The organism is Geobacter sp. PheSNFMC (assembly GCF_059620965.1).
In genome coordinates, this window is sequence record NZ_JCAMRN010000006.1 from 62331 (window position 1) to 87657 (window position 25327).

General features: G+C 59.4%; 27 protein-coding genes and 1 pseudogene. 21 read left to right on the forward strand and 7 right to left on the reverse strand.

Translation table 11 applies throughout. From position 1 onward, the window contains the following. Position 1: 1 nt before the first annotated feature. Both efp and infA read right to left on the reverse strand, forming a co-directional pair. Entirely contained in the window at positions 2-565 is a 564-nt protein-coding gene (gene efp / locus AC6CDK_RS02540; RefSeq protein ID WP_039644530.1) for an elongation factor P, read from the reverse strand. Positions 566-850: 285 nt separating this feature from the next. Further along, positions 851-1069: a translation initiation factor IF-1 gene (infA, locus tag AC6CDK_RS02545; protein WP_010942395.1), complete on the reverse strand. Its 219-nt coding sequence runs from the start codon at positions 1067-1069 to the stop codon at positions 851-853. 286 nt (positions 1070-1355) lie between these two features. Between infA and AC6CDK_RS02550 the strand changes: the two genes are divergently transcribed. The 9 genes from AC6CDK_RS02550 to AC6CDK_RS02590 all read left to right on the forward strand — a co-directional run bounded on the left by AC6CDK_RS02550 (position 1356) and on the right by AC6CDK_RS02590 (position 10085). Next, positions 1356-1754, forward strand: coding sequence for a hypothetical protein (locus AC6CDK_RS02550; RefSeq protein ID WP_192905757.1), 399 nt, complete (start codon positions 1356-1358; stop codon positions 1752-1754). Next, positions 1747-3063, forward strand: a complete 1317-nt coding sequence (locus tag AC6CDK_RS02555) for a class I SAM-dependent RNA methyltransferase (RefSeq protein ID WP_039644535.1) — start codon at positions 1747-1749, stop codon at positions 3061-3063. The genes AC6CDK_RS02550 and AC6CDK_RS02555 overlap by 8 nt, the downstream gene beginning before the upstream one ends. 191 nt (positions 3064-3254) lie before the next feature. Next, positions 3255-4268: a tetratricopeptide repeat protein gene (locus AC6CDK_RS02560; protein WP_039644538.1), complete on the forward strand. Its 1014-nt coding sequence runs from the start codon at positions 3255-3257 to the stop codon at positions 4266-4268. A gap of 121 nt (positions 4269-4389) precedes the next feature. Beyond that, the gene (locus AC6CDK_RS02565; protein WP_039644540.1) at positions 4390-4668 is read left to right on the forward strand and encodes an HU family DNA-binding protein; all 279 of its coding nucleotides are present in this window, start codon (positions 4390-4392) and stop codon (positions 4666-4668) included. A gap of 71 nt (positions 4669-4739) precedes the next feature. Then, complete coding sequence (locus AC6CDK_RS02570; RefSeq protein ID WP_039644542.1) at positions 4740-6314, forward strand: OmpA family protein; 1575 nt, start codon at positions 4740-4742, stop codon at positions 6312-6314. 3 nt (positions 6315-6317) lie between these two features. After that, the gene (locus tag AC6CDK_RS02575) at positions 6318-6758 is read left to right on the forward strand and encodes a hypothetical protein (RefSeq protein WP_039644544.1); all 441 of its coding nucleotides are present in this window, start codon (positions 6318-6320) and stop codon (positions 6756-6758) included. A 109-nt stretch (positions 6759-6867) separates the two neighbouring features. Next, entirely contained in the window at positions 6868-7509 is a 642-nt protein-coding gene (locus AC6CDK_RS02580; protein WP_039644545.1) for a hypothetical protein, read from the forward strand. 21 nt (positions 7510-7530) lie between these two features. Next, positions 7531-9162: a Na/Pi cotransporter family protein gene (locus tag AC6CDK_RS02585; protein ID WP_039644547.1), complete on the forward strand. Its 1632-nt coding sequence runs from the start codon at positions 7531-7533 to the stop codon at positions 9160-9162. Continuing rightward, the gene (locus AC6CDK_RS02590) at positions 9162-10085 is read left to right on the forward strand and encodes a Ppx/GppA phosphatase family protein (protein WP_039644549.1); all 924 of its coding nucleotides are present in this window, start codon (positions 9162-9164) and stop codon (positions 10083-10085) included. The genes AC6CDK_RS02585 and AC6CDK_RS02590 overlap by 1 nt, the downstream gene beginning before the upstream one ends. Here the strand turns inward: AC6CDK_RS02590 and AC6CDK_RS02595 are convergent, their stop codons facing one another. Next, positions 10086-10409 carry a c-type cytochrome gene (locus tag AC6CDK_RS02595; protein WP_066357389.1) on the reverse strand — a complete coding sequence of 108 codons (324 nt, stop codon included), beginning with the start codon at positions 10407-10409 and terminating at the stop codon, positions 10086-10088. A 218-nt stretch (positions 10410-10627) separates the two neighbouring features. On the opposite strand from AC6CDK_RS02595, the gene iorA reads away from it, so the two are divergent. The 11 genes from iorA (at position 10628) to AC6CDK_RS02650 (ending at position 21862) form a co-directional block, all read left to right on the forward strand. Further along, complete coding sequence (gene iorA, locus AC6CDK_RS02600; protein ID WP_039644560.1) at positions 10628-12385, forward strand: indolepyruvate ferredoxin oxidoreductase subunit alpha; 1758 nt, start codon at positions 10628-10630, stop codon at positions 12383-12385. Further along, positions 12382-12960 (forward strand): indolepyruvate oxidoreductase subunit beta, encoded by a 579-nt coding sequence (locus tag AC6CDK_RS02605; protein WP_039644562.1) that lies wholly within the window; start codon positions 12382-12384, stop codon positions 12958-12960. Before iorA ends, AC6CDK_RS02605 begins: the two co-directional genes overlap by 4 nt. A gap of 14 nt (positions 12961-12974) precedes the next feature. Beyond that, positions 12975-14282, forward strand: coding sequence for a phenylacetate--CoA ligase (locus AC6CDK_RS02610; protein ID WP_039644564.1), 1308 nt, complete (start codon positions 12975-12977; stop codon positions 14280-14282). A gap of 42 nt (positions 14283-14324) precedes the next feature. Beyond that, positions 14325-14756: an ACT domain-containing protein gene (locus tag AC6CDK_RS02615; RefSeq protein WP_039644567.1), complete on the forward strand. Its 432-nt coding sequence runs from the start codon at positions 14325-14327 to the stop codon at positions 14754-14756. Positions 14757-14780: 24 nt separating this feature from the next. Next, entirely contained in the window at positions 14781-15917 is a 1137-nt protein-coding gene (locus tag AC6CDK_RS02620; protein WP_039644568.1) for an ABC transporter substrate-binding protein, read from the forward strand. A gap of 18 nt (positions 15918-15935) precedes the next feature. Next, positions 15936-17078: an ABC transporter substrate-binding protein gene (locus AC6CDK_RS02625; protein WP_039644570.1), complete on the forward strand. Its 1143-nt coding sequence runs from the start codon at positions 15936-15938 to the stop codon at positions 17076-17078. 87 nt (positions 17079-17165) lie between these two features. Beyond that, positions 17166-18050: a branched-chain amino acid ABC transporter permease gene (locus AC6CDK_RS02630; protein ID WP_039644572.1), complete on the forward strand. Its 885-nt coding sequence runs from the start codon at positions 17166-17168 to the stop codon at positions 18048-18050. A gap of 20 nt (positions 18051-18070) precedes the next feature. Further along, on the forward strand, positions 18071-19051 hold the full coding sequence (locus tag AC6CDK_RS02635; protein ID WP_039648227.1) for a branched-chain amino acid ABC transporter permease: 981 nt from the start codon (positions 18071-18073) through the stop codon (positions 19049-19051). Beyond that, positions 19044-19796 carry an ABC transporter ATP-binding protein gene (locus tag AC6CDK_RS02640; RefSeq protein ID WP_039644574.1) on the forward strand — a complete coding sequence of 251 codons (753 nt, stop codon included), beginning with the start codon at positions 19044-19046 and terminating at the stop codon, positions 19794-19796. The genes AC6CDK_RS02635 and AC6CDK_RS02640 overlap by 8 nt, the downstream gene beginning before the upstream one ends. Before the next feature lie 16 nt (positions 19797-19812). After that, the gene (locus AC6CDK_RS02645; RefSeq protein ID WP_039644576.1) at positions 19813-20556 is read left to right on the forward strand and encodes an ABC transporter ATP-binding protein; all 744 of its coding nucleotides are present in this window, start codon (positions 19813-19815) and stop codon (positions 20554-20556) included. Between the two features lie 4 nt (positions 20557-20560). After that, positions 20561-21862 (forward strand): phenylacetate--CoA ligase, encoded by a 1302-nt coding sequence (locus AC6CDK_RS02650; protein WP_039644579.1) that lies wholly within the window; start codon positions 20561-20563, stop codon positions 21860-21862. 6 nt (positions 21863-21868) lie between these two features. On the opposite strand, the gene amrS is transcribed toward AC6CDK_RS02650, so the two are convergent. Together amrS and AC6CDK_RS02660 are read right to left on the reverse strand one after the other, a co-directional pair. Further along, the gene (gene amrS, locus AC6CDK_RS02655; protein WP_039644581.1) at positions 21869-22879 is read right to left on the reverse strand and encodes an AmmeMemoRadiSam system radical SAM enzyme; all 1011 of its coding nucleotides are present in this window, start codon (positions 22877-22879) and stop codon (positions 21869-21871) included. Positions 22880-22902: 23 nt separating this feature from the next. After that, positions 22903-23016 (reverse strand): annotated as a pseudogene (locus tag AC6CDK_RS02660) (TraR/DksA C4-type zinc finger protein); the annotation flags it as partial. Positions 23017-23265: 249 nt separating this feature from the next. Here AC6CDK_RS02660 and AC6CDK_RS02665 point away from each other — a divergent pair. Beyond that, complete coding sequence (locus AC6CDK_RS02665) at positions 23266-23898, forward strand: hypothetical protein (protein ID WP_039648229.1); 633 nt, start codon at positions 23266-23268, stop codon at positions 23896-23898. A 292-nt stretch (positions 23899-24190) separates the two neighbouring features. On the opposite strand, the gene AC6CDK_RS02670 is transcribed toward AC6CDK_RS02665, so the two are convergent. Beyond that, positions 24191-24676: a hypothetical protein gene (locus tag AC6CDK_RS02670; protein WP_066357394.1), complete on the reverse strand. Its 486-nt coding sequence runs from the start codon at positions 24674-24676 to the stop codon at positions 24191-24193. After that, entirely contained in the window at positions 24673-24888 is a 216-nt protein-coding gene (locus AC6CDK_RS02675; protein WP_226048470.1) for a hypothetical protein, read from the reverse strand. The genes AC6CDK_RS02670 and AC6CDK_RS02675 overlap by 4 nt, the downstream gene beginning before the upstream one ends. Positions 24889-25327 lie beyond the last annotated feature (439 nt).

Genomic DNA, 25327 nt, shown 5'->3' on the forward strand with positions numbered 1-25327 from the left:
CCTATCCTTTGACCCGTGTTGAATATTCGCCTGAACGGGTATCGATGACGATCATCTCACCCTCCTCGATGAACGGGGGGACGCGGAGAGCATAGCCCGTCTCGACGGTGGCGGGCTTGGAATCGCTGCCCGAGGTATCGCCCTTGACCCATGGGTCGGTCTGGACAACGCGGAGATTGACGAAGTTGGGAAGCGTTACGCCGATTGCTTTCTCGCCGAAGAGAAGGATATCCACTTCAAGGTTGTCGATGAGGAAGTTTTTGGCATCGCCCACGGCATCTTCGTCCATCTGTACCTGTTCGAAGGTCTGGTTGTCCATGAAGGTGTAGTGGGTGTCTTCCTTGTACAGGTACTGCATCCGGCGCTCTTCGAGGCGCGCCGGCTCGAAGGTTTCCCCGGAACGGTAGGTGCGGTCGAGAATGACGCCGGTAATCATGTTACGCATCTTGGTGCGGTAGAGGGCCTGACCCTTGCCCGGCTTGGAGAATTCGAACGCAATGACCAGGTAGGGATCTCCGTCGAGGGTAAGCTTGAGTCCCTTCTTCAGATCGGCAACTGTGTACATAGATACTATCCTCTTTTCATGGGGGTATGTATTCCGAAACGGTATTTTTTATCCTAAAACCCAGCGGTTGTTAAGAAAAAAATACGGTGTCCGGCACCGGTCCATCACCTTTGTGCATTGATTCCCGTTATGAGTACGGACAGAACAGATAGCAGCAGGGCAGGAGAGGGGGCTCTGTTATCCGACGCCTGCGATACCACCGTGGCAGGAGGTCATCGGAAAAGACGGCGCGGTGAAAGAGGAGCGGACACGTGAGGGGGCCTGACGCCCCCTGGCGGGCTGCCGTTATTTGGCGCGATAGGTTATGCGACCACGGGTAAGGTCATAGGGGGAAAGCTCTACCGTGACCTTGTCGCCCGGAAGTATCTTGATGAAATACTTGCGCATCTTTCCCGAAATATGGGCAAGCACCACGTGTCCGTTTTCGAGCTCTACCCTGAACATGGCGTTCGGGAGGGGTTCGATGACGGTGCCTTCTACTTCAATTGCTTCTTCTTTGCTCATGGGGTGACCACTGCTCCTTAGCGCGGATGAATGATTGATTCGTATCAAACTTTGCTAAAGTACCCGCTGCTGCATTAAAATGCAAGCCGTTTTTCCAGCCGGCGGGGGCTTTGCGGCATCGTCGACCGGCCGGGAAAGCCCATGCGTAACCTCTGTCCTGGTCTGTTGCCGGAAGCGCCAACGGGGGAGATTGGCGGAGGATTATCACCTTTACTTCCATGGGGCAGGCGTATTATGCTCAATGCGTCATCACGAGATCCCCCAGCGAAGGTCAACTTAATACACTATGGCTACGGTATTGCGCGAAGTTCCCCTCCAGAACGGCCTCACGGTTCGTTTTTTGGACCATACGCGTCATTATTTCGGTGATTTTCACCTGGTGCGGCTGGAAATTGCCTGTGACATCCGGCTCGATGCCGCTCATTTCGACAATGCCACCGCCTTCGAGGAGGCCCGCCGCCTTCTGGGCGATCACGTAAGCTACCGTCGTTTCGTCGAGCAGATGGGGGTTCCCACCTCCTCTACGGACGATGTGAAGCAGCAACTGATGGCGCATTTTATGAGCCATTCGCTCAGGTATGTTTCGTCTCACGCCTTCCCGGCACGGTTCGTTCACTCGGAGTTGGAACGCGCCCGCGGCAAACGGCTGAAAGCACCGGTGTTCCTTGTTTCCGGCCATGACTGAGGCGCGTGTCCGCATTGAATCCCTCGCCTTTGGCGGGGCCGGTTTCGGGCGGCTTGAAGGCAAGGCCTGCTTCGTGCCGTTTACCGCTCCGGGCGACCTCGTCCGCATCCGGGTTGCCGTGGACAAGCCGTCCTATCTGGAGGGCGAGGCACTGGAGATTCTTGAACCGTCCGCCGACCGCACCGCACCGCCGTGCCCGGTCTTCGGAATCTGTGGCGGGTGCTCGTGGCAGCACCTGCGCTACGATGCCCAGACGGAAGCCAAGGAACGCATCTTCGCAGATGCTCTGTGGCGTTTCGGACGGGTCGAGCGGGATGCCGTCGCCCCCTTTGCCGTTGCGGACAATCCCTTTGGCTATCGGTGCCGGGCCCAGTTCAAGGTGCGGTGGAGCGGCGGGCGCCTGCACATGGGCTTCTATCGCAGGGGATCCCACTATGTAATCGATGCGCCCGACGAATGCGCCATCTGTGCCCCTGCCATCAATCAGTCCCTGCGGGACCTGAGATCGGTTCTGCCGGATTTTCCCGAGCCGGACAAGATTCCCCAGATCGACGCTGCAACCGGCGAAGACGGGCAGGTTCTTCTGGTCGTACACTATATCGGAGACGATCCCGGTCGAACCAATGACTTTTTCCGCTCGATCCGGCCCAACCTGGCTTCGGTGACCGGCATTCATCTCCAGTGCGGGCGCAAGGACTCCATCATGCCCGTCTGGGGAGCCGATTCGCTATCGTACGCCGTCCCCGGCCTGGGCGACAAGGGGCGCCCCCTGTCCCTGTCGTTCAGAAGGGGAGGGTTCTCCCAGGTTAACTATCGCCAGAATCGGGTGCTGGTGAGCAAAGCCCTGCAACTGGCAGGAGTGGAGCGCGGTCGGCGGGTGCTCGATCTGTTTTGCGGCAACGGCAATTTTTCGCTTCCCCTGGCATCCGGCGGAGCGCGGCTCGTCGGAATCGAGGACTACGGGCCATCAATCGACGACGCACGGAAAAACGCGGACTTCAACGGGATCAATGACGTGGAGTTTGTCGTAATCGACGCCGCAGACGGCACCCGCCGCCTGAGAGCGGCGGGTGAGCATTTCGACACGGTGCTCCTGGATCCTCCCCGGACCGGTGCCCGGAATGCGGTCGGCGAAGTGGCGATGCTGGCCCCGGAACGCATCGTGTATGTCTCCTGCGATCCGCCGACGCTCGGGCGCGATCTCGGGACGCTGCGCAAGGCGGGATACCGCGTGGTCGGCAGTCATGGCGTCGACATGTTTCCCCAGACCTACCACATAGAGAGCGTGACACTTCTGGTCCGCTCCTGACGTTACGCAGCAATGGCCCGACCCCGGTCGGCCAGATATTTGTTACTTTGGTGGCTAACCACATAAACGGCAAGCGCTTGCTTCGTTCTATCGGGGCGCGGAACGCAGCGAGCTGCCGCAGTGATTGAATGGTTAGTCACGGGATCAATAGTCATTAAGTACACCAAGTTAAGATTTTTCGGGAGGTAGTCATGTTTTTCAGGAAGCTGTTTCGCAAAGACCCCGCCAAATGTATGGAAAAGGGGGACAAGTTTCTTGCTGCCGGACGCTACGCCGATGCACGGGTAGCATTTGATGACGCGCTGGAAGCTCTTGACGCATCCGATCCGTCATCTGCGGGCCTGTCGGCTGCCATCAGGGAAAAGATGGCCATGGCCGGCAACCGCCTGGCGGAAGCCAATATCGAGGAGGCCGAGGCCTGCATCCGGGGGGGTGACATGCACAAGGCCGAGGATCACCTTAAATTGTCACTGGAGTTGGCAGATGACGTAACCATACGGGAAAAGACGGGAAAACTTCTCTCGTCACTGGAATCAGCTCCCCAGCCAGCCACGCATGTCCATTCAAAGAACTGTGGCGGGGGATGCTCGTCCTCAAGTTGCCATCCTAGCGATTCTGCGGAGATTTCAGAAGACGGCCTCTCTGAGTCGGACCGGTTTGAGCTCCTGGTTCGCCCCTTGCCGGGTGATTTGCCGGAGCGTTATCTCGGTTTGGGAAAGGAATTTGCAGAAGGCTATTTGGCCGCTCACGACGGAGACCTCGGCACGGCATGGGTCATCTTTGAGCGTCTGCTTGCCCAGGGCGAAAACGATGTGCTCCTCTACGAGCTTTCACTTCTCTCGCACCGCGAGGGAGACCGTAGACGGTGTGAAGCGCTTCTGCGCCGCTGTTTGCAGCTCAACGAGGGAAATCCCCTCGGCAACCTGGGGCTTGTCCAGTTCCTGGCCGAGAGCAACCGCTTTGACGAGGCGATCGCTCTGCTGGAAAGCATGGTCGAACGGGACATTCTCCCTGAACAGGCAGAATTGTTCCTGGGAGACCTTCGGCAGGCCCGGGGAGAGCATGACGCGGCCATTGAGCATTACTCCCGGCTCCTTGGCGGCGCACTGAAAAAGGAGGCCGCACAACGGCTCGTACCAATGCTTGAGGCGAGCGGGCGCCACGCTGATGCTGCGTACGTGGCGAAACAACTGCGATGTTGTTGAAATTATTTGGACTTCATCGGTAAAGTTTCGCTCCTGCCCGCCGAAAAGATAGTAACGGATACTGTTCTCGCTTTCATGCGATGCAGATCGTAGTCTATTCACTTTATTGAGGAGGACGGGAATGAACAAATCCGAACTGATTGAGGCATTGGCGGCGGAGAAGGGCCTCACCTACAAAAAGGCTGAGGAAGTCGTCAATATTGTATTCGACGCCATGAGTAGTGCGATGATCCGCAATGAGCGAATTGAGATTCGCGGTTTCGGGAGTTTTGTCGTCAAGGATTACAAGTCCTATACGGGGCGCAATCCCAAAACCGGCGAACCCATAGAGGTCAAACCCAAGAAACTTCCATTTTTCAAGGTCGGCAAGGAGCTGAAGGAGCGCGTAGATAGTAACTGATTCCTGCTTGCACATCTGGTGAGTCGGTGGTCAAACTTCTATCTAGTCAGCGTTCCGGATGACACCTCTTAATGCAGAGACTTCGGGTAATTCTTACAATCTTCCTCTCGCTGCTCGCCACAGAGGTTTTTGCTAACCCATCCATCAGCGGCGAGACGGGACTCGTTGTGGTCCCGTCGGCCGAAACCCTCGATGCGGGCAACATCTGCGTCGGATTGTGGGGGATAGGCACCGGTACGCAGACTGATAACGCCCTGACCCTCCCCGCTTCGCTCACGCTCGGCATTGGTTCGTTCTGGGAAATATACGGCAGCTATCCGAACCTGTTGTTCAACGGCGATGAGGACAGGTCCGGCCGAGGCTATGCCGAAATCGGGACCAAACTCCGTTTTCTCGGCACGAGAAGCTCCCCCCTGAAGGCCGCAGTCGATCTCTTTGTGCAACGAGAGATATCCGAAGACCCCGATGTGGATGGAACGACCCACGGCGGCGGTCGGATCATTACCTCCTATTCCACTGAACAGCTCGGCGTGCACGGCAACCTGGGCTACCTCTTCACAGGCTCTCCCGCCAACAGGCCGGTTGACGATGAAATACTCTACGGCTTCGGCATCGACTATACGCCTGCAACCCGCATGAGGTTCACGGCGGAGCTGACGGGAAGCACCGGGCGCTTCGCAGATCAAGACGCTCCCCTGGAGGGGCTCCTCGGGCTCCAGTACTATATCTCGCCGCACCTCACCCTCAACCTTGCCGGCGGGCTCGGTCTTTCCGATGCCAGCCCAGATTGGCGCGCCGTGGCCGGTCTCACCGCCTGTCAAGGCGTCGGTACCTATATCAAGCCCGTCCCTCGCCTGGGGGGCGGTGACTTCGAAGGTGAAAAGCAAAAGAAGCAAGAACCTGCGAAGATCAGAAAGATCATTCCGATCTCACCCCTCCTGATCAGCTCCCTTTCCCAGCCGGCTCCGGTCAGCACGCTTGAGGTCCCCCTCGGCCAGGACAGGGAAGATATCGTTATCAAGCCATACGGAAAGGTGACCCTTGCCGCCCAGGCCGCAAATGCCCCCGTTGCGGTGGCAGCCGCCTCCGAAGAGGTGGCGCTGGGGCAGGGGGGCGAGGAGGTGCGCCTGGCCACCCGATCCGTTGACGGTCACGAGAATGTGGCCCTTGAATACACCCTGAGCAGGCTGGAAGGGGTTACCCCCCTGTACAGCGTCGATGTCAAGGGCCAGAATTTCCAGGTGGCATCCGCCGCGCACGAGAATATTCCGGAAGCAATGACCGTTTACCGGAAATTCCGCTTTCCCGACGTTTCCTTCGATTTCGATCAGTGGAACCTTTCCGCTGAAGGGAAAAAGGCTCTTTCCGAGGTCGCCGAGCAGATCCGCAGGGACAAGCGGTGGGTCTATCTCCGGATCGACGGCCATACGGACAACATCGGCTCGGCCGGCTACAACATGGATCTGTCGCTCAAACGTGCCATTTCCGTGGCCAGCTATCTCATTGCCCGAGAGGGGATCGACCCGACCCGCCTTTTTGTGAAGGGGCTCGGCAAATCCAGGCCCATTGGCGACAACAAGACTGCCGAAGGGAGAAAGCTCAACCGCCGGGGCGAGATCCTATTTCTGATTGCCAAGGAAGAGTAGGCCGTGAGACACGTACTTACATTTCTGGCCATCGCCTTCGGTGTCCTGGCCGGCATTGCTGCTTTCGCTGCCGAGAGACAGCCGCGGGAAGAGGTGGCATTCATACGCCCCTCGGGCGAAACGTTCTGCCTTGACCGCTCGGTCCGCAAGCAACTGGACGCGGCGGCAGCCAGGGTAGCAGTCCTTGATGGCCGGCGCATCGTCATGATCGAAGGGTTTGCTTCCCGTGGAGCCGACGGTGAGGAGCGGGTGCGCAATTCCCTCAGCCTTGCCCTGCTGGCTGAAAAATACCTCAGGAGCAGCCACTCCCTCACCCAGGAGATCTTTCTTGCCGCGGCACCGGAATCAGCGGGCAATGGACGCGAATTCATCCGGATTCTGACGCTCTCCGACGATTTTGCGGCAGTGCATGTATCGCGGGCCGGTACGCCGTCCCGGCCATAATCCGCACGGATGAGCGGGGCTTCATTTCTATCCGGCAATCTCGCAGGGACAGCCGGGTCGAAACATGCTACACTCTTTCCTGTTCGCCAGCCATTCAGGGGGTCCTGCCATGAAAGCCCACATGTTAGCCTTTTTCATCGCGGTGCTGCTTCTCGCCGGTTGTAGCGGCATCAAGGTCATTCCCCAGCAGGTACCGCAGGGAGTCGTGAACCTCTCCGACAACTCCCAGACCGTCGCCAAAGACGGTGTATCCATCACTGTGGCAAATTCCAACACGGAGATGGTGTCCTACAATCTTGATGGGACAGTGACTGCCTTCGTGGTCACCATCGACAACCAGTCCCCGCGGGAAATCGGGTTCGATGCGGGTTCTTTCGTGCTGCTTGACGACCAGAATCGCCAGTACCTCCCCCTGACTCCCGAAAAGGTCAAAGAGCTGATGAGCCGGGATTCCTACTATCTCATTCCCTATCCCTACGTCGGGTTCTATTATCTGGAAGACTACGAGCGGACCTCCTTCTACAACACCACTGAGTCGCAGCTTCCCTACTACTACGAGGTGTATCCCCAGGACATCCAGACCCGCGCGCTGGCGGCCGACCCGGTGATCCCCGGAGCAAAGACGACCGGACTCGTCTACTTCCGGATCGATCTCGGCGCCGTCAAGGAAGTGAAGCTTTTCATCTACCGCAGCGGCAGCTCAAAGTCGGCGGCGCCCGACTTCCTCTTCCCCTTCGTGGTCGGCAAGTAGCTTCCGCCCGTAACCGGACCCATGCAGTACCTCTCCATCCTAGAAGCCCTGGGCGGGCTCGGCGTTTTCATCCTCGGCATGAAGACCATGTCCGAGGGGCTCCAGAAGATTGCCGGCGACCGGTTTCGGCGCCACCTGGAGCGCATTGCCGGAAACCGCCTGACCGCAGCCCTTCTCGGCAGCACCCTGTCGTCGCTCCTCCAGTCGTCCAGCGCCGCGTGCATCATCACGGTCGGGTTCATCAATGCGGGGCTCATCTCTCTCTACCAGGCCCTGGGCATCCTCCTGGGAACCGGCATCGGCACGACCCTTGCCGTCCAGTTCATCGCCTTCAAGATCAGCTCCTTTGCCCTGCCGGCCGTTTTCGTGGGGGTCTGTCTGCGTTGTTTCCTCCGCCGGCGGAGGTGGGTGAATGCCGGTGAACTCATTCTGGGCGCCGGGCTCCTGTTCCTTGGACTTCGCATCATGGAGTCGAATCTCCAGCCGCTCCAGGAATATGCCATTGTGTTCACCCACCAGGGTTTGTTCATCCCCAAACGGGCTGCCGCCGTTCTGTTCGGTGCGACGCTCACCTTGCTCGTCCAGTCGGGAAGCACCGCCATCGCCGTGATCATGGCCCTGGCGGGGAGCAGCCTGGTCTCCTTCGAAACCGGAGCCGCCATGGTGATCGGCGAACTCCTCGGGACTTCTGTAATCACGGCCTTTGCCTCGATCGGCGGAACACTTGAGGCGAAGCGGACGGTCTTTTTCTACTTCATGGTAAACGTCCTTGCCGTCGTGGTGGTGATGCTGGTATTTCCCTCGTACCTTTCCTTTGTCACCTACATCTCTCCGGAGGATATCGCATCATCCGCCGGCATCTCCCGGGTCCTGGCCAATACCCACACCCTGTTCAGCATCATGAGCGCGGTTATTTTCCTGCCGCTCATCGGCTTTTTCGCACGCACCGCGCCGCGCATCATTCCCGGCAGCGAGCGGGCATCCAGCGTGGAGGCCCGCACCGTGTTCATCGATCCGCGGGTGCTCAATACACCGACGATTGCACTGCTGCAGGCGCGCAGCGAGTTGAGGCGCATGGCAGGCATCTCCCGGACCATGTATTGTGAAATGGTCGAGCAGTTTTTCCGCTACGATGCCCGAAAGGCCGTGGGCATCCGCCAGAAGGAGATCGCGGTCGATATCCTCCAGCGGGACCTGACCGATTTTCTCGTCTCACTGTCGCGGCGTGAGCTCGCGCCCGAGGAATCAATGGAAATCCCGGTCATGCTCCAGTTGATCGGCGAACTGGAACATGTGGCGGACCAGAGCGAGGCGGTCCTCGACTATCTGAGGCGCAAGAAGGAGGAAAAGCTCCTCTTTTCCAACGCTGCCATGACCGAGATCAGGCACCTCGCCCGGACAGTGGAGAAGCTCGTTGACCTGGCGGTCGAGACTATGGATAATCCGCCGCCCGATGCCGTCGAGCAGGGCCGGACGCTGCGCAACGAAGTGGGCCGGCAGCGCGAGGCAATGCTTGATGGACACATCAAGCGCCTCTCGGCAGGCAAGTGCTCTGTTCGCGCTGGCATAATCTACGCTGACATGATCACTGCCTTTGTGAAGGCCGCCGACTCGAGCGTCACCATCATCGAAACCAGGAAGGAGTTCACCTGATGTCGTTCCCGGCAGCCTCCATCGACCTTGGCACCAATACGGCCCGCCTCCTGATCGGGAAAGTAGAGGAGGGCCGGATTGAGCACCTGCTCGTAAGGCGTCACATAACCCGACTTGGTGGAGGGTTTACAGATGAGCGGGGGATTTCGCGGGAGGCGTGGGACCGCTCACTGGCCGCTCTTGTCGACTTTGCGGACGAGATGCGCCGCGCGGGCGTCGTCCGTGTGCGGGCCGTGGCGACCAGCGCGGTTCGGGACGCCGTGAACGGCGCGGATTTTTGCGCCCACGTGGTCGAGCGGACCGGCATCAGCCTGGAAGTGATCGACGGGGAAGAGGAGGGGCTTCTGACTCTGGCGGGGGTCCTGTCGGGCCTCGACCGGAAGGAGGGACGATTCTTCGTTTTTGACGTGGGGGGAGGGAGCACCGAATACACCCTTGCCAACGGGAACGCTCCCCTGTACACCGAGAGTCTTCCCCTGGGGGTGGTGAGGTTGACGGAAGGCAAGCCCGACCTGCCGGCCATGGAGGAGAAGGTCGGGCGCGAACTCGCCGGGCTCAGGGAACGGCTGGCCGGCAGGGCACTCGATGGACAGCTTGCGGGAGCGACGCTGGTGGGCACTGCCGGCACGGCAACGACCCTGGCCGCCATCAGCCTGGGAATGACCGATTACGATTATCGGCGAGTCAACAACCACCTGCTGTCCCGTGATGAAATCGCGCGTATTCTGGCCCTGCTTCTTCCCCTTTCCCCGGCCGAACGCCTGACGGTGCCCGGCCTGGAAAAGGGGAGGGAAGATCTTATCGTGGCCGGAACGCTCATAACACTTGCCACTATGGACCTGTTCGGCTTCGAAACCATGACCGTCAGCGACTTCGGCTTGCTGGAAGGTGCCCTGATTGGCCTTGCCCGCACCGTTGAATAGTTAGCCCCCGGGATTCCCAAAGCTCCTGATGTGCTGCATAAGGGCCTTCATGTCTTCTCCGTCCGGGTCGAGCGGTTTCCCCTTGAGGGCCTTTTCAATGCAACGGTTTACAATTGCGGCAAGCTTCGCGTCATCGTAGCTGGAGCCGGCCCATTCGAGCTTTTTCCCGCCGGGATGACAACTGCTGCAGCTTGTGCCGCTCGTTCCCAGTTGTGTACTTTCAAAAAGCTCCCTGCCCCTGTCCGCCGGCCCGGCGGCATCAGCAGACAATGCAAGCGCACACAGGCCCAGTCCCACTGCTGCTTCCCGAATAACCCGCTTCATAGTGACCTCCCCATTGCTGAATTACTTCGTTTTCTTCACATGGTACGGGAGTATGCCGCACTGTCAACAGGTCGGGCGAGTTTGGTCCGACCAAACAGTTCTTTGGCAGTAAAAACCCGTTTTACAAAGCAGTTGACTTACAATCCCCTTATTTGTATAGTCTTTGCACCTTTTTAGGGGGCATGCCCCTTATTTTATTTTTCAGGAACCAGACAACCATGAAGGAAATTCTATCCGGCAACGAAGCCATCGCCCGAGGAGCCTTCGAGGCGGGGGTGAAGGTTGCCAGTGCCTATCCGGGTACCCCCTCCACCGAAATTCTCGAAACCATCGTCAACTACAAGGAAATTGACGCTTCATGGGCACCCAACGAAAAGGTTGCCCTGGAGGTCGCGATCGGCGCCTCGTTCGGCGGCGGTCGTTCCATCGCCTGCATGAAGCACGTGGGAGTCAACGTGGCGGCCGACCCGCTCTTCACCCTGTCGTACACCGGGGTGGGTGGCGGATTGGTGCTGGTCGTGGCGGATGACCCCGAGATGCATTCGTCCCAGGACGAGCAGGACAGCCGCAACTATGCACGGTTCGCCAAGGTCCCGATGCTGGAGCCGGCTGATTCCCAGGAGTGCAAGGATTTCACCAGGCTTGCATTCGAGATTTCGGAGCAATTCGATACCCCGGTCATGCTCCGCAGTTGCACCCGGATATCCCACGGCAAATCGATCGTGGAGCTGGGTGAACCGGCAACCGGCCTCCCCACGCCGAAGCTCGTCAAGAATCCCGCCAAGCTCGTCATGCTCCCCGGCAATGCCCGGGTGCGGCACCCCTTTGTGGAAGAGCGGCTCCTGAAGCTTGCGGACTATGGTCGCACCGCTGCCGTCAACCGGGTGGAGATGCGCGACACGGAACTCGGCATCATAACCGCGGGGGTGTCTTACCAGTATGTTCGCGAGGTGTTCCCCAACGCCTCGGTGCTCAAGCTCGGCATGGTGTATCCTCTCCCCATGGAGCTTGTCAGGGAGTTTGCCTCGAAGGTCTCGAAGCTTATCGTGGTGGAGGAGCTGGACGCGTTTATCGAGGATCAGGTGAAGGCTGCCGGCATCAGCGTCACCGGCAAGGACGTCATCCCCCTGTGCGGAGAACTGACACCGGGTCGGCTGCGTGCCGCCTTCGGCATCCCCGGTGCTCCCCAGGTGACGGTGGAGAATCTTCCGGGCCGTCCGCCGAACATGTGCCCCGGCTGTCCCCATCGCGGCGTCTTTTTCACACTCAACCAGTTGAAGGCCTATGTGACCGGTGACATAGGCTGCTACACACTCGGCTTCATGCCGCCCCTCAACGCCATGGATACCTGTGTCTGCATGGGGGCAAGCATCAGCAGCGCCAGCGGCATCGTGCGCGTCCTTTCGGACGAGGAGAAGAAAAAGGTCGTGGCAGTGATCGGCGACTCGACCTTCCTCCACACGGGCGTCAACAGCCTCATGGAGATGGCCTACAATAAAGCCCCCGCAACGGTGGTGATTCTCGACAACAGGATCACGGCCATGACGGGGCGCCAGGACAATCCGGCGTCCGGCTGGACCCTGATGAACGATTCCACCAACGCGGTGGATCTGGTCCAGCTCTGCACGGCCCTCGGCATCCAGCACGTGCGGGTGGTGGACCCCCTGGACCTCGACCAGACCCGCGCGGCTCTTCAGGAGGAGATGAACCGTCCCGAGCCGTCGGTGATCATCACCAACCGTCCCTGCGTGCTGGTGAAGCGGGAAGGGGTCTTCCAGAAGGGGCTCGTCCTGTCCGTCGACCAGGACCACTGCACCGGCTGCAAGGCGTGCCTGAAGATCGGTTGCCCGGCAATTGAATGGATTCCCGCGCCGGACGGCAAAAAGGGGAAGGCCAAGATCGACCCCCTGCTCTGCAACGGCTGCGATGTCTGCCGCCAGCTCTGTAAGTTCGATGCCATCGGGAGGGCCCAATGAGCGACACCATCACCAACATCCTCCTGGTGGGCGTGGGCGGGCAGGGAATCCTGCTCGCGTCTGAAATCCTCTCCGAGGCATTCATGCTGGCCGGGTTCGACGTGAAAAAGAGCGAGATCCACGGCATGTCCCAGCGGGGAGGGAGCGTTGTCTCCCATGTCCGCTACGGCAAGGAAGTCCATTCGCCCATCGTGCCCGAAGGGGAGGGGGACATCCTCTTCGGCTTCGAGCTGATGGAAACCTATCGCTATCTGCCCCTGCTCAGGAAGGGGGGTACCGTGGTGGCCAACGACCTGCGCATTTCGCCGCCGTCGGTGCTCCTGGGGCAGGCGAGCTACCCCGATGATCTGCCGGACAGGATTCGGACGCTGTTCCCCGATTTTCTTCTTGTGGACGGACAGCACCTCGCCGCCGAGGCCGGCAATGTCAGGGCCGCCAACACGGTGCTCCTGGGTGCCGTGGCCAAGCGACTCGACATCCCTGACGAATGCTGGCACAAGGCCCTGGAGCGGATGGTTCCCCCCAAGGCGCTCGATGTGAACCGTAAGGCCTTCCAGTTGGGCAGAGCCCTGTAACAGTCGAGGTTGCCATGAGTTACCACAACGAAGAGTTTGAAACGCTTCCCCGCAAGGCACTGGAAGCCGTGCAGCTCAAGCGCCTCCAGGCGGCCGTTGCCCGCGTTCAGACAGCCGTGCCGTTCTACCGCCAGAGCTTCGAGCGCGCCGGCATTACCTCCGGCTGTATCAAATCCCTTGACGATCTCCGGCGGCTTCCCTTTACCGTGAAGCAGGACATGCGCGACAGTTACCCCTACGGCCTGTTTGCCGCCTCCATGGACGACATCGTGCGGATCCATGCGTCGAGCGGGACCACCGGCAAGCCGACCGTGGTCGGTTACACACGGAAAGACATCGAAATCTGGTCGGAACTCATGGCGCGCTCCTTTGCCGCCGCCGGCGTCCACAAGGGTGACATCATTCACAACGCCTACGGCTACGGACTCTTTACCGGCGGCCTCGGCGCCCACTACGGTGCCGAGCGACTGGGAGCCTCGGTCATTCCCATGTCCGGCGGCAACACCAAGAAGCAGATCATGATCATGAAGGACTTCGGCTCGACGGTCCTTACCTGCACCCCTTCCTACTCTCTGTTCATGGCCGAGGCTGCCCGGGAGGAAGGGGTTGACTTCCGCCAGCTCAAGCTTCACGTGGGCATCTTCGGCGCCGAGCCGTGGTCCGAATCGATGCGCACCGAGATCGAACAGAAGCTCAACCTCTGTGCCATTGACATCTACGGCCTGTCGGAGATCATGGGGCCCGGCGTGGCCATCGAGTGCCGCGAAGCCAAGAAGGGCCTCCATATCTGGGAGGACCACTTCATTCCCGAGATCATCAATCCCGACACGGGCGAGGTGCTGCCCGAGGGGGAGCGGGGCGAACTGGTCATCACCACCATCACCAAGGAAGGCATCCCTCTTATCCGCTACCGCACCCGGGACATCACGAGCCTCACCTACGAGCCGTGCAGTTGCGGACGCACCCATGCCCGCCTCTCGCGCATGACGGGGCGCAGCGACGATATGCTCATCATCCGCGGGGTCAACGTGTTCCCGTCCCAGATCGAATCGATCCTCATGCGGATCGAAGGGGTCGAGCCCCACTACCTCCTCATCATCGATCGCAAGGACAACCTGGACACTCTTGAAGTGCAGGTCGAGGTGGGCGAGCAGCTCTTCTCGGACGAAATCAAGGTGCTCCAGGCCCTTTCGCACAGCATCGAGAAGGAGATCAAGGACCTGCTCGGCGTCACCTGCAAGGTGAGGCTGGTGGAGCCCCAGACCATCGCCCGGAGCGAGGGTAAGGCAAAAAGGGTCATCGACAACCGGCTGATCAGTTGACAATGCATCACGCAACCATTCCGGCCTCACGGGGAGGAAGCCATGAAAGTAGAGCAGATTTCGATCTTCATAGAAAACAAGTCGGGCCGCCTGGCGGAAGTGACGCGCATCCTCGGCGAGGCAGGGGTCAACATCAGGGCCCTGTCCCTGGCCGATACCTCGGATTTCGGCATCCTTCGACTCATCGTCAATGACCGGGAGAAGGCCAAGCAGGTCCTAAAAGACAGGGGGTTCACGGTCAGCAAGACCGAAGTTGTGGCCGTCGAAGTCCCGGACCGGCCCGGCGGGCTGTCCCAGATCCTCCAGTCGCTGGACCGGGAGAGTATCAATGTGGAATACATGTATGCTTTCGTGGAGCGGTGCGGCGAGAACGCGGTGATCATCTTCCGTTTCGATGAGACCGAGAAGGCCATCACGGCCCTCATCAGCAGCGGATTCACTGTCCTTGAGGGAGAGCGCCTGTACGCGATGTAATCGCATCAGGGAGGAGGGGGGAGCATGAACAGAATCTTCGCCGTTATCGTCGGTATCGTCGGCCTGCTGGTGGCCGGCATGGCCTCGGCAGCCGAGCCGTTCAGGATCGGGGCGCTTTTTTCCATAACCGGCCCCGCCTCGTTTCTGGGTGAGCCCGAGAAAAACACCCTGGAGATGCTGGTGAAGGACGCCAATGCCAGGGGTGGGGTCGGCGGCCGCAAGCTCGAACTGGTGGTCTACGACACCCAGGGAGACGTGACCAAGGCGGTTCAGCTGGCCAACAAACTGATCAAGAACGACAAGGTGAGCGTCATCGTGGGGCCGAGCACCACCGGCGAAACAATGGCGGTCATACCCCTGGCGGAAAAGGAGAGAATTCCGCTCATTTCCTGCGCCGCCGGCATCAAGATTACCGAACCGGTCAAGAAGTGGGTGTTCAAGACCCCGGCCAATGACCATGTGGCTGCCGAAAAGATCCTGATCCAGGCGGCCAAGCTGAAGCAGAAGTCTCTTGCCATTATTACCGTTTCCGACGGCTTCGGCTCCTCGGGGCGCGAACAGCTCAAGGCCCTGGCCGGCCAGAAGGGCTTCAGGATTGTGGCCGATGAAGTGTACGGCCCCAAGGATACCGACATGACCGCCCAGCTCACCAAGATCAAGGCTGCCAAGCCCGACGCGGTTATCTGCTGGGGAACCAATCCGGGGCCTGCGCTCATTGCCCGCAACATGAAGCAGCTCGGGATCAAGGTTCCGCTCTACATGAGCCACGGTGTCGCGTCCAAAAAGTTCATCGAACTGGCCGGGGCTGACGCCGCCGAGGGAATCATGTTGCCGGCGGGCAAGCTTGCCATTTTCGACAAGCTTCCCAAGAACGATCACCAGTACAAGCTGCTCAAGTCCTATGACGAATCCTATCGCAAGGCGTACGGCGTGGAGGCTTCGACCTTCGGCGGCTATGCCTATGATGCGTTCCTCCTGATTAGCGGTGCCATGAAAAAGGGAACCGCTCCCCAGCAGATCAGGGACGGCCTTGAGCAGACCCGGAAACTGGTCAGCGTCTCGGGGATCTTCACCATGTCTCCCGCGGATCATAACGGTCTGGATCTCTCGGCCTTTGAGATGGTCCGTGTGACCAAAGGCGACTGGGAACTGGTCAAATAACACATGGGGAGGGGTGTGATGCTGAAAAGAGGATCCTTTATCCTGACGCTCGCCGCATCGTTCATGGTGCTGGCTGCCAACGTGTTTGCCGCGTCTCCCATCCGGATCGGCGCACTCTTCGCCGTGACCGGACCAGCATCGTTCCTGGGGGAGCCGGAACGGAACACCGCCCAGATGATGGTCAACAAGATCAACGCCTCCGGCGGCATCAAGGGAAGAAAAGTCGAACTGATCGTCTATGACACGCAGGGCGACGCCACCAAGGCCGTGCAAGCGGCCAACCGGCTCATCAAGGATGACAAGGTGGTTGCCATCATCGGCCCCAGCACGACCGGGGACACCATGGCGGTCATCCCCATCGTTGAAAAGGCGCAGATTCCCCTCATTTCCTGCGCTGCCGGCAGCAAGATCACCGAACCAGCGAAAAAATGGGTCTTCAAGACCGCCCAGAACGACGGGCTTGCGGTGGCAAAGATCTATGAGAACCTCAACCGCCTCAGGATGAGCAAGGTGGCGATCCTGACGGTGTCCGACGGGTTCGGCTCTTCCGGGCGCGAGCAGCTCAAGGCCCAGGCGGCGCAACACGGCATCCAGATCGTTTCCGATGACACGTATGGGCCCAAGGACACGGATATGACGGCCCAGCTCACCAAGATCCGCGGCAGCGGCGCCCAGGCAGTGATCTGCTGGGGCACCAACCCCGGCCCCGCCGTCATTGCCCGCAACGCCAGGCAGCTTGGGCTCGCCATTCCCGTCTACATGAGCCATGGCGTCTCATCCAAGAAGTTCATCGAGCTTGCCGGCGAAGCTGCCGAAGGAATCATGCTGCCGTCGGGACGGGTCATCGTCGCCGACCTGCTCCCCGCCGCGGACAAGCAGAAGAAGTCGCTCATGGCATACGTCAAGGACTACCAGAAGCAATTCAGGGCCGAGGGTGACCATTTCGGCGGCCATGCCTGGGATGCGGTGATGCTGCTGAAGGGAGCCCTGGAGCGCGGAGGCGACAGGCCTGCCGCCATCCGTGACCAACTGGAGAAGACCAGAAACTTCGCGGGCATTGGAGGCATCTTTACCTACTCTGCCGCCGACCATGCCGGTCTCGGCAAGGATGCCTTTGTCCTCGTGACCATCCACAACAAGGACTTTGCCCTCGTCAAGTAGCGCACGTTCCACGCCCTATCGACCGAATCATGGGAGCGCAGGCTGTCCCGGCCTGCGCTCCCTCATTGTGAGCCGGATGCAAACACCATGAATTTAGGCCATCAGCTAGCACAGTATCTCCTTTCCGGACTTTCCACGGGGGCCATTTATTCCCTGATCGGGGTGGGATTCGCCATTATTCATAACGCCACCGGCATCATCAATTTCGCCCAGGGCGAACTCGTGATGCTCGGCGGCATGTTTACGCTCTTCTTTCTGACGGCCCTGAATCTGCCGCTGCTGGCAGCCATAATCCTGGCAATCGGCGCCACCACCCTCGTGGGAGTGGTGTTCGAACGCCTCGCCATCCGTCCCATGAAGAATGCCTCGCCCATCAGCCTCGTCATCATCACCATCGGCGGCAGCATTCTCATCCGCGGTATTGCCATGATCATCTGGGGCAAGGACACCCACGCCATTCCCACATTCTCGGGCAATGAGCCGATCCATCTGGGGGAGGCGACCATCCTGCCTCAGCACCTCTGGATCTTTACGGTGACCATCGTTGTCATGATCTGCAGCAAGCTCTACTTCAACTACACCATCAGCGGCAAGGCTATGCGGGCTTGCGCCTATAACCGCCGGGCCGCCGGCCTGGTGGGGATCGATGTGCGGCGCATGGTGCTCTTTTCCTTTGCCATCAGCTCGGCAATGGGTTCCCTGGCCGGCATCATCATCGCTCCGCTCACCATGACCTCCTACGATGTGGGCATCATGCTCGGCCTCAAAGGATTCTGCGCCGCCATCATCGGCGGCATGAGCAGCGGCCTCGGCACCATCCTGGGTGGCATTCTCCTCGGCATCCTGGAATCGCTTGGCGCGGGACTCTTTTCCTCCGGCTACAAGGACGCCATTGCCTTTATCATCCTGTTGCTGATTCTCTTTGTCCGTCCCCAGGGATTGTTCCGCAAGGGCGAGACCGAGCGCGTGTAACTGAACGGAAAATCAACATGATGCATGTATTATCTCTAGCAAAACTTCAGAGTGCGAGATTCATCGCCTTCTCACTGTTGATCATGGCGCTGCCGGTACTGATCTCTGAGGGCTACCTGCTTAATGTTTTTGTCTTTGTCGGCATCCACACCATGCTCGCCGTTGCACTCAACCTGCTTCTGGGCTATGCCGGGCAGATATCTCTGGGGCAGGCCGCATTCTTCGGGCTCGGCGCCTATGCCTCGGGCATCCTCACCGCGACCTATGGCTGGAATCCATGGCTTGCCATGGTGGCAGTCGCGGGCGCGGTCGGCATTCTTGCATTTGCCATCGGCTTCCCGATCCTGAAACTCAAGGGACACTACCTGGCCATGGCCACCCTCGGCTTCGGGATCATCGTCTACATCATCTTCAACGAGGCAGTGGAGTTGACGGGCGGCCCCTCGGGGTTCCCCGGGATCCCGAATCTGGAGGTCGGCTCCGTGACCTTTGACTCGGACCTGAAAAACTACTATCTCATCTGGGGCATCGCCCTGGTAACCATTCTTCTCTCCGTCAACCTGGTCAATTCGCGTATCGGCAGGGGGCTGCGCGCCATTCACGACTCCGAAGTGGCTGCCCGGGTCATGGGGGTCAACGTGCGCCTCCTGAAGGTACAGGTGTTCGCCCTGTCGGCGGTCATCTCCTCGGTGGCCGGGAGCCTCTATGCCCATACCATGACCTTTGTCTCGCCCACGTCGTTCGGGTTCAATTTTTCAGTGGAACTGGTCACCATGGTAATCATCGGCGGGCTCGGAAGCATCTATGGCTCATTCCTCGGCGCCACGCTCCTGACCCTTCTCCCCGAACTGCTCAGGGCGTTCCAGGACTATGATATCGTGGTGTACGGCCTGCTCCTCATCTTCATGACCATGTTCATGCCCGGCGGGCTCGTGCGCGGCATCCCGGATCTGCTGCACCGGTTCCGCTCCCGCGTGGATAAGGGGACTGCCGATGCTTGAGGTCCGTGGAATCACCCAGCGCTTCGGCGGCGTTACGGCTCTTGACGATGTTTCCTTTACCATTCAGGGTGGAGGCATCACCGGTATCATCGGGCCCAACGGGGCCGGCAAGACCACGCTGTTCAATATCGTGACCGGCATCTACACCCCCACTGCCGGAACAGTCCTGCTGGACGGCAGAAACGTGACCCGCCTGGCGCCGGAGAAACTCGCCACCCTCGGCATGGTCCGCACCTTTCAGAACATCGAGCTCTTCGGCAAGATGACGGTGCTTGAAAACGTCATGGTGGGACTCCATACAAAGGGGAAAAGCGGCATCTTCGCCTCGGCGCTTCGCGCTCCCTGGCAGATGGCCGAAGAGCGGCGGCTGCGCGAACGGGCGCTGCACTGGCTCGAATTCACCGGCATTGCCGACCTGGCCGACGTGGATGCCGCCAATCTTCCCTTCGGCAAGGGGCGACTCCTTGAAATTGCACGCTCCATGGCGTTGGAGCCGAAGCTCATCCTCATGGATGAGCCTGCCGCGGGCCTCAACAGTCGTGAAACCCTGGAGTTGGCGCGCCTGATTCAGAAGATCCGCGAGTCGGGCGTTACCGTGGCCCTGGTCGAGCACGACATGGAGCTTGTGATGGACATCTGCGAGGCGATAGTGGTACTGAACCTGGGACGCACGCTTGCCCAGGGGACGCCGCGTGAGATCCAGGAAAATCCCGACGTCATAGCGGCCTATCTGGGCGAAGGCTAGGCATACCCGGTCATTTATGTTAACGATCAAGAACGTCAATACCTACTACGGCAAGGTCCATGCGCTCAAGAACATCTCCCTGCATCTCAACAGGGGGGAGATCGTTACGCTGATCGGCGCCAACGGCGCCGGCAAGACCACCATGCTCAACTCCATTTCCGCGGTCACGCCGCCGGCAGCGGGCAAGATCCTCTTCGAGGACCAGGACCTGGCCGGACTCGGGCCGGACCGGATCGTGAAGCTCGGCATCTGCCAGGTCCCCGAAGGGCGCCAGGTGTTCAAGCCCCTGTCGGTGGAGGACAACCTTGAGCTGGGCGCTTATCTCCGGTATCGCGGCAGGGAAGGGCGGGGCAACATCCGCAAAGACCTGGATGACATTTACGCGCTGTTCCCCCGTCTGCACGAACGCCGCAAGCAGGCTGCCGGCACCCTTTCCGGCGGCGAACAGCAGATGCTCGCCATGGGCAGGGCCCTCATGGCACGGCCCAAGCTGCTGCTGCTGGATGAACCGTCCATGGGGTTGGCTCCCCTGGTAGTGCAAGAGATTTTCAAGGTTATCGAGCAGCTGCGACGTGATCGGGGGACAACCGTGCTTCTGGTTGAGCAGAACGCCAAGGCAGCCCTCAAGATGGCCGACCGGGGCTACGTCATAGAGACAGGTAAAGTGATACTTGAAGGGATGGCCCCTGACCTATTGGAAAACAAAGAGGTTCAGCGCGCATACTTAGGCAAGGACAAAAAGGAGATCTGGGAGAGATAAGCGTATGCAGATCTGGGATCAACAGTACGAATGCATGCAGAGGGAGGAGCTTGAGCAACTCCAGCTTGAACGGCTCCAGGCAACACTCAACAGGGCGTTCAAGAACGTAACCTGTTACCGCAACAAGTTCACCGAACGTGGCATTGTTCCCGAAGACATCCAGTCGCTGGAGGATCTGAAGAAACTCCCGTTCACCACCAAGGAAGATCTGCGCCTGAACTACCCCTACGGCATGTTCGCGGTCCCCCTGCGGGAAGTGGTGCGGATCCACTCGTCATCCGGGACCACCGGCAAACCGACCGTGGTCGGCTACACCAAGCACGACATCAAGGTCTGGTCCAACCTGGTGGCCCGCTTCATGACCGCCGCAGGCGTCACCCACGATGACGTGGTCCAGATCGCCTTCGGCTACGGCCTGTTCACCGGCGCCTTCGGTCTCCACTACGGCGCGGAGGCCATCGGCGCGTCGGTCATCCCCATGAGCGCCGGCAATACCGAAAAGCAGATTATGATCATGCAGGACTACAAGACCACGGCCCTTGTCTGCACCCCCAGCTATGCCATCACCATTGCCGACCGGATGGAAAAGATGGGGATCGATCCGAAAAGCCTTTCGCTGAAGGTTGGTCTCTTCGGGGCAGAGCCTTGGTCCGAGGCCATGCGCAGAGAGATCGAAAACCGCCTTTTCGTCAGCGCCACCGACAACTATGGCCTGTCCGAGATCATCGGCCCGGGCGTGGCCGGCGACTGCGAGTACAAGTGTGGCATGCACATCTCCGAGGATGCCTTTATCGCGGAAATCATCGACCCGGAAACAGGGGAAGTGCTGCCGCCTGGAAGCATCGGAGAGCTGGTGCTGACCACCCTCACCAAAGAAGCGTTCCCCATGATCCGTTACCGGACCCGCGACATCACGAGCCTGGACTATGCCCCCTGCGCGTGCGGCAGAACCAATGTGCGGATGAAGAAGACCATGGGCCGAAGCGACGACATGCTCATCGTCAAAGGGGTCAACGTCTTCCCCTCCCAGATCGAAGAGATCCTCTTCGCCATCGAAGGATGCGAGCCCCATTACCAGATCGTCCTGGAGCGTCACGGAGCTCAGGATGTGCTCGAAGTGCACATCGAGGTGACCGAGAACATCTTCTTCGACGAGATGAAGAAGCAGAAGGCCTTCCTGGAGATGGTGGAAAAGCGGATAGACTCGGTCCTCGGCGTGGGGGCAACAGTGAAGCTCGTGGAGCCCAACAGCATCCCGCGTCACGAGGGCAAGGCCCAGCGGGTCATCGACAACCGGAAGATCTGACAGCGGTCACATGCCGATGCCGGCGATGACCGCGCCGCAGTCGGGACAGGCTCCGTTTTCGATCCTGTTCCTTTCAATGAGATATCCGTGGCGGCCGATCAGCAGGGCGGCACAGGAAGGGCAAAAAGTATTCTCTCCCCCCTCACCGGGGACATTTCCTTCGTACACATAGCGCAACCCTGCCGCCTTGCCGATGTCCCGTGCCCGGCGCAGGGTTGCCACCGGGGTCCGGGGCCGGTCGGTCAACTGGTAGGTGGGGTAGAACTGGGTCACATGCCAGGGGGTATCCACCCCCAGATTGCCCGCTATGAACGAGGCGATACCCTGCAGTTCCTCATCGGAATCATTCAATCCCGGGATGACGAGCGTGGTCAGTTCAAGCCAGATACCGAGCTTCCGGTGCTCCACGATCGAGTCGAGCACTTCGGAAAGGCGGGCATGGATGTAGTCGCGGTAGAATCCCTCGCTGAACCCCTTCAGGTCGATATTCGCCGCATCCAGGTACGGCGCCGCTGTAGTCAGCGCCTTTTTCGTGATATAGCCGTTGGTGACGAACGTATTCAGCAGCTCGGCCTCCTTGGCGAGGCGGGCGGTGTCATAGGCAAACTCGAAGAAAATGGTCGGTTCGGTGTAGGTGTAAGCAATGGAGCGGCAGCCCGTGGCTTGAGCCTTCCGGATCACGGACTGGGGCGAGTGATCCTCGCCCAGGATGGGAGCTTTGGGGGGCACCTGAGAAATCGAGTAGTTCTGACAATGGCGGCAGCGGAAATTGCATCCCACCGTAGCTATGGAAAAGGATCTGCTCCCCGGCAGCACGTGAAACAGAGGTTTTTTCTCGATGGGGTCAACGTTTTCCGCCACCAGCTTGCCGTAGACGAGAGAATAGAGGGTTCCTCCCCGATTCTCCCGCACCGCGCAGATGCCACGGGCACCGTCGCCGATCTGGCAACGATGCCGGCAGAGACCGCAACGGACAAGGTTATCGTTCAGCCGCTCGTAGAACATCGCTTCCCGCATGGTCGCCTCCCGCGCCGTACTCGTCAGAGGGTCACGCCCGATCCATGGGGCGGACCTTTCTGCCGGGCCTGACAACTGACGCAATGCGTCGCATACGAAACCACCCGCAGCCGCTCCTCCACGATCTCAGCACCACACTCCTCGCAAACCGTTTCGCAAGACGCTCATGGCACTCTCTTGGCAATCGCACCATGATCCCCTCCGGAATCGTACCACCCCACCCTGTACCGACTCAGAACGGGGAGGGCGGCAACTGGGGAAAACATCATGAGTATCTTGATATAATAGAGTATACCACCATCCGGCGTCGACTCCGGGTTTCGTAAACCGAACCATGGGGTGCCCGTGTGTAACTCTGCCAACGCCTTGATATACTGTAAATGTATATGAGAGAAGACAGAATTCGGCAACTCATTGCGCAGGAAGCGGCCCGCCTCATGTATGCCGAGGGGGTGAGCGAATACCGCGACGCCAAACGAAAGGCGGCGAGACGTTTCGGGCCGGAAAAGAGCCTCTCGCTCGGTTCGCATCTGCCCAGCAATGCTGAGATCCATAAGGAGCTCCAGCGACTCATCGCAATCCATGAAGAGAAGACTCTCCCGGAGCGGCTGCACCAGATGCGCTGCACAGCCCTGCGCTGTATGGAAATGCTGGCGCTGTTCCGTCCGTTTCTGGTCGGGTCGGTGCTCACTGGGGCAGTAACCGCTGCAAGCGACATCGACCTGCATCTGTTTGCTGAGTCAAGCGAAGAGGTGGAGGAGTTTCTGCGCAGTAGGAACATTGCCTATGAAACAGATGTCGTAACTATTCGACGAGGAGGCTCGTTTGTCGATTATTCACATATATACTTAAAAGAAGGTAAAGTGATAATCGAATGTACCATCTATGCGCTTGGCGACATTTACCGGGTACCCAAAAGCAGCATCACCGGCAAACCAATGGAGCGCGCCACCATAACGAAGCTGAGAAAGCTGATTGCCGACACGGCCAGGGCCGAAGCCAACCCTGCAAATGTCTAGGACGTCTGCCACCGACAGAGCGAATGACCAACGGAGGGGGACCCTGGCGTTTTTCATGGTGTCACATCCGGACGTTGTTAACGTCCCATAAGATATAATCTATGTAACTGATTTTGTTGGTTAATGCAGCTTTCCCTTACCCGAAATGACAGCGGTTACTTGTCTGCCTTTTTAGGACGTTTGTCTGTCATTGTCTATCGGTTTTTTCGATACGCCTGTTGTTCCTGTTTCTTCAGCCAGACGAGCCAGTCGAGCCATTGAAAGGGCCGATAGCTCAAGGGAGGTTCACGAATCATCGTTTCACCCCCTTCCGCCGCCGAAATCGTCCCGCAGATCGGAGAACGCTCGAAATGGTCTCATAGGTCGCCCAAGGGGAGCCGGAAGCCTTCAGGGCGGAATTCGTGCGCCTGACTGCCTCTTTCACTTCCACGCCGTCAGCGGTGAGTTGGTCGAAGATCTCGCAGACCTCTTTGTGGAAGTCTTTCTGCATCACTTCCACTTTCTCAAGCTCGGCCGGATCGTGAGCCTTGACGATGGCGGAAGCGGAACGGGCCTTGATGTCCACGAAGCGGAAGAAACCGGCCATGGACTGAAGGAACGAGACGAAAAGCCGGGTCATGCCTTCCGGGAGGGCAAAGGAGACGTAGACGAGGCCGTCCTGGGCGCCGGAGACGTGGAAGTCCAGCAGGAACTCAGGGCGTAACGGGTTGAACTGGGTGTTCACGTCCAAGAGCAGCCGGTCGATATCAACCGGGAGAGCAGGGCGGGCCTCGATCATGGCATACCTCTGAGACGCGCAACGGACGTGGGGTTATTGCGCCGCTGATCTTCCAGGAAGCGGACCACGAGGTGTCGGACAAGGAACGCGACCGAGGCGTGAAAGGTATCGGCGCAAGACTCAAGCTCCTGGTGGTGTTTTGCATCGAGGCGAAAGGTAACCTTGTGGGTCATCCCCCCCCTCTTTACGTCGCTGAACTGTGACTTTTCCACATTTCCCCTCCGAATTTTGTCCGACATTTTAACTGTCGGTTATTATTAGTGAATATGGCTTCCGATATATTCCCGTGTTTTGCCGTAAACCCTTGTGTGGTGCCCTCTCCGACCGAATCAAGGGTTTGTCCGAGAAATCGGACTAAAGTGACGTGTTACTATACCCGTCACTTTCCGGGAGCCTTCCCGATCCGGGGCAGCGGTCGGGGTTGTTGAAGGGGTCGGTACCCTCCCAGACCCCGAGGCTGTTGACCGGGGGGACACGTCCCCCCGCTGGCCCCCCTTGAAACCCCATGGGGTTTCATATGCCGTGGCCGGCACAACCGGCCACGGCTGTTGCCATGCCGCCGCCCCCGCTGGAGCCGCTGGGAGCGACGGCACGACACCGAAGAAAGGGCGGTGATTCACCGCATTGATGTTCATTCGACGATATCCGCAG